The organism is Ensifer sp. ZNC0028, assembly GCF_000799055.1.
Taxonomy (GTDB): domain Bacteria; phylum Pseudomonadota; class Alphaproteobacteria; order Rhizobiales; family Rhizobiaceae; genus Ensifer.
On sequence record NZ_JTLA01000041.1, the window covers coordinates 1 to 8,471 of the forward strand.

7 protein-coding genes are annotated in these 8,471 nt (G+C 64.8%); 5 read left to right on the plus strand and 2 right to left on the minus strand.

The window, feature by feature from the left end:
* On the minus strand, positions 1–821 hold an 821-nt coding region (locus L981_RS10640), incomplete at its 3' end, for a helix-turn-helix domain-containing protein (protein WP_156134043.1).
* A complete protein-coding gene (locus L981_RS10645) occupies positions 797–2,275 on the minus strand; it encodes a sodium:alanine symporter family protein (RefSeq protein WP_052201723.1) in 1,479 nt (492 codons plus the stop codon). The genes L981_RS10645 and L981_RS10640, both read right to left, overlap by 25 nt.
* A 225-nt stretch (positions 2,276–2,500) precedes the next feature.
* Between L981_RS10645 and ccoG the strand changes: the two genes are divergently transcribed.
* The 5 genes from ccoG to gndA form a co-directional block, all read left to right on the plus strand.
* Entirely contained in the window at positions 2,501–4,075 is a 1,575-nt protein-coding gene (ccoG, locus tag L981_RS10650; protein WP_043615050.1) for a cytochrome c oxidase accessory protein CcoG, read from the plus strand.
* The gene (locus L981_RS10655; RefSeq protein WP_043615053.1) at positions 4,072–4,584 is read left to right on the plus strand and encodes a FixH family protein; all 513 of its coding nucleotides are present in this window, start codon (positions 4,072–4,074) and stop codon (positions 4,582–4,584) included. Before ccoG ends, L981_RS10655 begins: the two co-directional genes overlap by 4 nt.
* Positions 4,581–6,869, plus strand: a complete 2,289-nt coding sequence (locus tag L981_RS10660; protein ID WP_043615056.1) for a cation-translocating P-type ATPase — start codon at positions 4,581–4,583, stop codon at positions 6,867–6,869. Before L981_RS10655 ends, L981_RS10660 begins: the two co-directional genes overlap by 4 nt.
* Positions 6,866–7,024, plus strand: a complete 159-nt coding sequence (gene ccoS / locus L981_RS10665; RefSeq protein WP_043615060.1) for a cbb3-type cytochrome oxidase assembly protein CcoS — start codon at positions 6,866–6,868, stop codon at positions 7,022–7,024. Before L981_RS10660 ends, ccoS begins: the two co-directional genes overlap by 4 nt.
* A 179-nt stretch (positions 7,025–7,203) precedes the next feature.
* A partial coding sequence (gene gndA / locus L981_RS10670) for an NADP-dependent phosphogluconate dehydrogenase (protein ID WP_043615062.1) occupies positions 7,204–8,471 on the plus strand: 1,268 nt, incomplete at its 3' end.

Here is an 8,471-nt window from a genome sequence, read left to right on the forward strand (position 1 = left end):
TGCCGGTCAGCTGCGAGCTGGCGGCGGATTTCGGCGGGCGAGAGCGAGGTGAGTTCCCGGGCCTCGCGCGACAGGTGCGCCTGGTCGGCATAGCCGGCATCGAGCGCGAGCAGGCCGAGCGCCGCTGACGGTTCCCTTTGGCATGCCCCGAGGAAGCGCTGCAGGCGCAGGATACGGTCGAGCGTCTTGGCGCCGTAGCCGAAATGCTCGTGGCAGCGGCGCCTCAGCGTCCTTTCGCTCGTGCCGGTGGCGGCCGCGAGGTCGCGGATGGGGTTGTCGGACGAGCCATGGCTCTGCCGCAGTTGGGCAAGGGTGGCGGCGACATCGCCCGGTGGCGACGAGACGGCCGGCAGGCGTTCAAGCACCGCTTCCGCCAGCATCGCGGCGCGGCCGGCCGCATCGGGTGCATCCTCAATCCTGGTTTCGAGTTCGCGCGCGGCACGGCCCCAGAAGGCGTCGAGCGGGACGACCTCGCCGAGGATCTGCGAAAGCGATGTGCGCAGGAAGGCGGCTGCGATGCCCGGGCGGAAGCGCAGGCCGATGATGTCGGTGCCGGGCGCAAATACCGGGAAGGCGGCTACCCGATCGGGCCCGGCAACCGCCAGGCCGTGCCGGGACCAGAGGATATCGACGCAGCCGTCTGGCACGACCGCGATGGGGGCGGCCGTCCCTTCCAGCAACTGGTGGCGCCAGAGGCATTCGACATGGCGGCCAAGTTCGCCGGGCGCGGCATGCTCTTGATAGATGCCGCGCCGCTTGGCCAGCGTCGGTTCTGGCGCAAGCAGCTTCGTCTGTGTCAGCGGCCCGAGGGCGCCGTCCATGCCTTTTCCTCCAAGCTTCGCCCGGTGCCGATCGCCTCTTCGCGCGACCAGATCTCGCCGTCGATCTGGCCCTGCAGTTCCGGATAGTCGGCTGCATGGAAGACCGGATCGAGACCCTGCCGGCGCTGGGCGAAATAGTCCTTCGTCAGTTTGGCAATGGTACCGGAGAGGAGCACGATGGCAATGAGGTTGATCGTCGCCATCAGGCCCATGGAGGCGTCTGCCGCGTCGAACACCGTTGTGATGCTTTCGGACGCGCCCCAGACGACCATGACGAGCACGGCGCAGCGCATGACGAGAACGCCGGCGCGATTGGCGCCGCCGAGATAGGTGAGCGCGTTCTCCGCATAGGAATAGTTGCCGATGATCGAGGTGAAGGCGAAGAAGAAGATCGCGACCGCGATGAAGTAGCTACCGGCCCAGCCGATATGCACGTTCATCGCCGCCTGCGTCAGCTGCGTGCCGGTGACGCCGGAGCCCGGTTCCAAGGTGCCCGACAGCAGGATCATGACCGAGGTCGCGGTGCAGATCAGGATGGTATCGATGAAGACGCCGAGCGACTGCACGAAGCCCTGCGACGCCGGGTGATGCGGCACGGGCGTGGCAACGGCCGCGATGTTCGGGGCCGAGCCCATGCCGGCCTCGTTGGAGAAGAGGCCGCGCTTGACGCCGTTCATCATCGCCGCCGTGACGCCGCCGGCAACGCCGCCTGCCGCCTCCTGCAGGCCGAAGGCGCTGGAGATGATCGTCCACAGCACGCTCGGCACGATCGATGCGTTGACGACGAGCACGTAGATTGCCGTCAGCAGATAGGCGATCGCCATGAAGGGCACGACGATTTCGGCGACGCGGGCGATCTGGCGGATGCCGCCGAAGATGACGATGCCGGAGATGGCCGCAACCGCGATGCCGACGGCGATCTTCGGCACGCCGAAGGCGCCCTGGACGGCATCAGCGATGGAGTTGGCCTGAACGGCGTTGAAGACGAGGCCGAAGGAGAGAATCAGGCAGACAGAGAAGATCGTCGCCGCCCAGGGGGCGTTGAGGCCGCGGGCGATATAGAACGCGGGGCCGCCGCGATACTGGCCGTTTTCGTTGCGCACCTTGTAGAGCTGCGCCAGCGCGCTCTCCGCATAGGCCGTTGCCATGCCGACGAGCGCCACCATCCACATCCAGAAGGTCGCACCCGGACCACCGAGATAAAGCGCCACGGCAACGCCGGCGAGGTTGCCGGTGCCGACGCGCGAGGCGAGGCTGACGGTCAGCGCCTGGAACGGGCTGATGCCGGCCGCATCCTTCGAGCCGCCGCTGCTTAGGACCCGGAACATCTCACCGAAATGCACAATCTGCGGAAAGCCGAGGCGCAGCGTAAAATAGATGCCGACGGCGAGCAGGCCGTAGATCAGCACGTAGCCCCAAAAGATCGTGTTCAGAAAGCCGATGATCGCGTCCATGCGGTTCCTCTTTGGTATTGCAAGGTGTGGTGACGTGGCGAACCGCAATGCGGATCGGATGGGAAAGGCCGTTCACTTCGCTTGAGCCAGGCATCTTGCGAATGCCCGGACCTTTCGCCGCATGCTGGCGCTTTAGCCCGCAAACTTGACACAGATCAACGTTTTCGGCGGCCAAATCAGGCAAAACGTGGTGCAATACATGACATATCCGGGGATTTCCCACAAATGAGCCCACAATCCGCCGCAAATCCTGCCTCTGTCGAACGTCATGAGGCCGAACCGGTCAATGCGGCGCATGTGCGCAAGCCGCTCTACGAAAAGCGCAAGAAGATCTTCCCCAAGCGCGCCGAAGGCAGTTTCCGCCGCTTCAAGTGGCTGGTGATGCTGGTCACGCTCGGCATCTATTATCTGACGCCCTGGATCCGTTGGGATCGCGGTGAGCATGCACCGGATCAGGCAGTCCTCGTCGATATCGCCGCCCGGCGCTTCTATTTCTTCTTCATCGAGATCTGGCCGCAGGAGTTCTTCTTCGTCGCGGGCCTGCTCGTGATGGCCGGCTTCGGCCTGTTCCTGGTGACGTCTGCCGTCGGCCGCGCCTGGTGCGGTTATACCTGTCCGCAGACGGTGTGGGTCGATCTCTTCCTGGTGGTCGAACGCTACATCGAAGGCGACCGCAATGCCCGCATGAAGCTCGATGCCGGTCCCTGGACGTTCGACAAGATCGTCAAGCGGGTGTCGAAGCATTCGATCTGGATCATGATCGGCATCGCCACGGGCGGCGCCTGGATCTTCTATTTCGCCGATGCGCCGACGCTTCTGAAAAGCTTCGTGTCGCTGGAAGCGCCCATGGTCGCCTACATGACCGTCGCTATCCTCACGGCGACGACCTATGTCTTCGGCGGGCTGATGCGCGAGCAGGTCTGCACCTATATGTGCCCCTGGCCACGCATCCAGGCGGCGATGCTGGACGAGAACTCGCTTGTCGTGACCTACAACGACTGGCGCGGCGAGCCGCGCTCGCGTCACCAGAAGAAGGCCGTTGCCGCCGGGGAGGCCGTCGGCGATTGCGTCGATTGCAACGCCTGCGTCGTCGTCTGTCCGATGGGCATCGACATTCGCGACGGCCAGCAGCTCGAATGCATCACCTGCGCGCTCTGCATCGACGCCTGTGACGGCGTCATGGACAAGCTCGGCCGCGAGCGCGGGCTGATCTCCTATGCGACGCTCAACGACTATGCCGCAAACATGGCGCTTGCCACCAATGGCGGCACGGCGGCGATCGATCCGGGCCGGGTGCGCAACGCAGACGGCGCATTTTCCGACAAGGTGCGCCACTTCAACTGGAAGATCGTCTTCCGCCCGCGCGTGCTCGTCTATCTCGGCGTCTGGACGCTGGTCGGTATCGGTCTGCTCTATGCGCTTCTGTCGCGCGACCGCCTGGAGCTCAACGTGCTGCACGACCGCAATCCGCAATTCGTCGTCGAATCCGACGGTTCGGTACGCAACGGCTACATGGTCAAGCTCTTGAACATGATCCCGGAACAACGCACGATTACGCTCGCGATCGACGGCATGCCTTCAGCGACCATGCGCATCGCCGGCCAGGCCCCGGGCGACGGCCGCACCTTTGCCCTCGGTGTCGATCCGGACAAGGTGACGGCGGTCAAGGTGTTCGTGACACTGCCGAAGGACAAGCTGACCGAAGCGGCTGACGGTTTCAGCCTCATCGTCGAGGATCCGTCGAGCCACGAGCGCGACGTCTACAAGGCCAACTTCAACAGCCCGGGAGCCGCAAAATGACAACCAACCAGGCAGGGGCGAAGCCGGCAAAAGCACCGCGGCCTTTCACCGGCTGGCACATGCTGGGCGTCATGGTGATGTTCTTCGGCACCATCATCACCGTCAACCTGATCATGGCCTGGAACGCCAGCAACAGCTGGAGCGGGCTGGTGGTGCAGAACACCTACGTTGCGAGCCAGCAGTTCAACGGCAAGGTGAAAGAGGCCAAGGCCTTTGTTGCCGACGGTCTCGATGGCAAGCTCAGCGTCGAAAACGAGGCGCTGCGCTACACGCTGACGCGCCGGGGCAATCCCGAGATGACCGCCGACAAGGTGGTCGCGGTGCTGAAGCGCCCGGTCGAGGAGCATGAGGATGTCACGGTCGAGATGGCGCATCAGGGCGAGGGCGTCTTCGTTGCCGCAACCGCGCTGAAGCGCGGCCAGTGGATCGCCGACATCACCGCGACATCGGGCGACACCGTCGTCTATCGCCAGGCGATCCGCTTCATGGTGCCGGGAGCCGCCCAATGAGCTGCTGCGCCCCCGGAACCGAAATGGCTCTGGAGACAGACAGGGCCGGGCAGGGACTGCCGACCACGGAAGAGTTGTGGCTGATGAGCCGCGCGCTCGGCGGCGGCCTGCGCCAGACGGATCTGAGCGTTCCCGGCGTGCATTGCGGCGCCTGCATCACCACGCTTGAAGGCGCCTTGAAGGCACGGCCGGAGGTCGACCGGGCGCGCGTGAACCTTTCGTCGCGGCGCGTGTCGATCGTCTGGAAGGAAGAGGTAAATGGCGCCCGTACCGATCCGCGGGAACTGGCGCGGGCCATCCGTTCGCGCGGCTACGAGACCCATCTTTTCGCGCCGGGCGAGGAAGACGGCGATCAGACCCTGAAGATGCTCGTGCGCGCTGTTGCCGTAGCGGGTTTTGCCTCGGCCAACATCATGCTGCTTTCGGTCTCCGTCTGGTCGGGGGCGGAGGCGGCAACCCGCGATCTCTTTCATTGGATCTCGGCGCTGATTGCCGCGCCGACGCTGATCTATGCCGGACGCTTCTTCTACGCGTCTGCCTGGAACGCGTTGAAGCACGGCCGCACCAACATGGACGTGCCGATCGCGCTGGCGATCACGCTCTCCTATTCGATCTCTCTCTACGAGACGATCACCCACGGCACCCATGCCTGGTTCGACGGCACGGTGATGCTGCTCTTCTTCCTGCTGATCGGCCGCACGCTCGACCACATGATGCGCGGGCGCGCCCGCTCGGCCATCAGCGGCCTGGCGCGGCTCTCGCCGCGCGGCGCCATGGTGGTGGATGCTGAGGGCGGACGTGAGTATCGCCCCGTCGACGAGATCAAGCCTGGCGAAAAGCTGGCGATCGCTGCCGGCGAGCGCATCCCCGTCGACGGCCGCATTCTCCTCGGCGCCAGCGATCTCGATCGCTCGATCGTCAATGGCGAGAGTGCGCCGGCGCCGGTCAAGGTCGGCGACACCGTGGAAGCGGGAACGCTGAACCTTACCGGACCGCTCACGATCGAGGCGACGGCGGCGGCGCGCGACTCGCTGCTTGCCGAGATCATGGGGCTGATGGAAGCCGCCGAAGGGGGCAGGGCGCGCTATCGCCGCATTGCCGATCGCGCGGCGCAATATTACTCGCCGGCGGTGCATCTGCTGGCGTTCCTGAGCTTCATCGGCTGGATGTTCGTCAATGGCGATTTCCACCATGCGATGCTGGTCGCGGTCGCCGTGCTGATCATCACCTGCCCCTGCGCACTCGGCCTTGCCGTGCCTGTCGTGCAGGTGATTGCCGCCGGCCGGCTCTTCCAGAACGGCGTCATGGTCAAGGACGGCTCGGCGATGGAGCGGCTTGCCGAGATCGATACGGTGCTGCTCGACAAGACGGGCACGCTCACGGTTGGCGAGCCGCGTCTCGTCAACGGCCAGGACATTCAGCCTTCGATCCTCGCGACGGCGGCGGGGCTTGCGGTGCATTCGCGCCATCCGCTGGCGATGGCTATTCACGATGCTGCGGCGATAGCGCCCGTCGTCAACGGCGACATCCGCGAAATCCCCGGTGCCGGCATCGAGGCGCAGACCGACGCCGGTGTCTATCGGCTCGGCAGCCGCGCCTTTGCTTGTGGCGATGCCGGCGAGGCGACGGGGCAGTCGGAAGTGATCCTGTCGCTCGACGGCCGCGAACTCGCCTGCTTCCGCTTCGAAGACAGGCTGAGGCCCTTCGCCCGCGAAAGCATCGAGGAACTCGGAAGCCTCGGCTTGTCGACCGGCATTCTCTCCGGCGACCGCGAGCCTGTCGTCGCGGCGCTCGCCCGCCGGATCGGCATCGAGCGTTACAAGGCGGAACTGACGCCGCGCGGCAAGGTCGACGAATGTGCGGCGGCTGCCGAGGGTGGTCACCGGGTGCTGATGGTCGGCGACGGCATCAACGACGCGCCGGCACTCAGGGCGGCTCACGTCTCGATGGCGCCGGCAACGGCGGCCGATGTCGGCCGCCAGGCGGCGGACTTCGTCTTCCTGCACCAGGGGCTGAACGCCGTGCCGATGGCGATCGATACGTCGCGCCGGGCCGGGCGGCTGATCCGCCAGAACTTTGCGCTCGCGATCGGCTATAACGTCATCGCCGTGCCGATCGCGATCCTCGGCTATGCCACGCCGCTGATCGCGGCGGTTGCCATGTCGACCTCGTCGGTGATCGTCGTTGCCAATGCCTTGCGCCTGCGCGCGGCGACCGGCAATGTCGCGGAGGCAGCCGAACAGAAGGCAGCCGTCACGCTGCGGCCGGTCGGGAGCGCCTCATGAACACGCTGATCTATCTCATTCCCATCGCGCTGTTTCTCGGTGGGATCGGCCTCGTCGCCTTCCTCTGGGCGCTGAAGAGCGGCCAGTACGAAGACCTCGAAGGGGCCTCCTGGCGGGTGCTCGACGATGGCGACGGAAAGCCCGAAAAGAAGTGATTTCGTCAGTAATCACTTGTCCTTAATCGATTTGAATGCCAAAACAACCTCCGCCGTCGCTTCTCGCGCCCGGGCCTTCGACAGAGCCCCGCGCGACGGGGCGAAGTTCAATTCGAAGAGCCGGCTCTGACGCGCTTATCCCGATCGCGCCCGGCACTTCTGTCCAAGGAGACAATCACGTGTCACAGGCGGAAATCGGCCTAATCGGTCTCGGCGTCATGGGTTCGAACCTGGCGCTCAACATCGCTGAAAAAGGCAACAAGATCGCGGTGTTCAACCGCACCGTCGAGGCCACGCACAAATTCTACGCGGAAGCCGGCGAACTCCAGGGCCAGATCGTGCCCTGCGACACCATTGAAGAATTCGTCGCCGCCATCCGCCCGCCGCGGCCGATCATCATCATGATCAAGGCCGGTGAGCCGGTCGACCAGCAGATGGAAATCCTGAAGCCGTATCTGGCCAAGGGCGACATCATGATCGATGCCGGTAACGCCAACTTCCGCGACACGATGCGTCGCTTCGAGGCGCTGAAGGACTCGGGCCTGACCTTCATCGGCATGGGCGTTTCCGGCGGTGAAGAAGGTGCGCGCCACGGCCCGTCGATCATGGTCGGCGGCAAGGAAGAATCGTGGAAGCGCGTCGAGACCGTGCTGACCTCGATCGCCGCGAAGTACGAAAACGACCCGTGCGTCGCCTGGCTCGGCGAAAACGGCGCCGGCCACTTCGTCAAGACCATCCACAACGGCATCGAATATGCCGACATGCAGATGATCGCCGAAATCTACGGCATCCTGCGCGATGGCCTGAAGATGTCGGCGACCGAGATCGGCGAAGTCTTCGGCACCTGGAACAAGGGGCGTCTCAATTCCTACCTGATCGAGATCACCGAGAAGGTGCTGAAGGCCGCCGATCCGCTGACCGGCAAGCCAATCGTCGACCTGATCCTCGACAAGGCCGGCCAGAAGGGCACCGGCAAGTGGTCGGTGATCGAAGCGCAGAACATGGGCGTTCCGGCAACGGCGATCGAAGCGGCTGTTGCCGCGCGCAGCATTTCGTCGGCCAAGGAAGAGCGCGAAGCCGCCGAGAAGATCCTCGGCCTTCCCGCAGTCGGCGAGTTCAAGGTTGCCGACAAGGCTGCCTTCATCAAGGATCTCGAAAGCGCGTTGCTTGCCGCCAAGATCGGCGCCTATGCGCAAGGCTTTGCCGTGATGTCGGCGGCGTCCAAGGAGTTCAACTGGAACCTGCCGATGCCAACGATTGCCAAGATCTGGCGCGCCGGCTGCATCATCCGTTCGCAGTTCCTGGATGAAATCACCACCGCCTTCACCAAGGCGCCTGATGCCGCCAACCTGATCGTCACGCCGGCCTTTGCCGCCATGGTCAAGGACACCGACGGGGCACTGCGCCGCGTCGTCTCGGCCGCCGTCCTCGGCGGCCTGCCGGTGCC

Excerpts from the sequence above, each read along its gene's own strand:
- L981_RS10645 (WP_052201723.1), bottom strand. The coding sequence starts at position 2,275 with ATGGACGCGATCATCGGCTTTCTGAACACGATCTTTTGGGGCTACGTG.
- ccoS (WP_043615060.1), top strand. The coding sequence starts at position 6,866 with ATGAACACGCTGATCTATCTCATTCCCATCGCGCTGTTTCTCGGTGGG.
- L981_RS10660 (WP_043615056.1), top strand. The coding sequence starts at position 4,581 with ATGAGCTGCTGCGCCCCCGGAACCGAAATGGCTCTGGAGACAGACAGG.
- L981_RS10655 (WP_043615053.1), top strand. The coding sequence starts at position 4,072 with ATGACAACCAACCAGGCAGGGGCGAAGCCGGCAAAAGCACCGCGGCCT.
- ccoG (WP_043615050.1), top strand. The coding sequence starts at position 2,501 with ATGAGCCCACAATCCGCCGCAAATCCTGCCTCTGTCGAACGTCATGAG.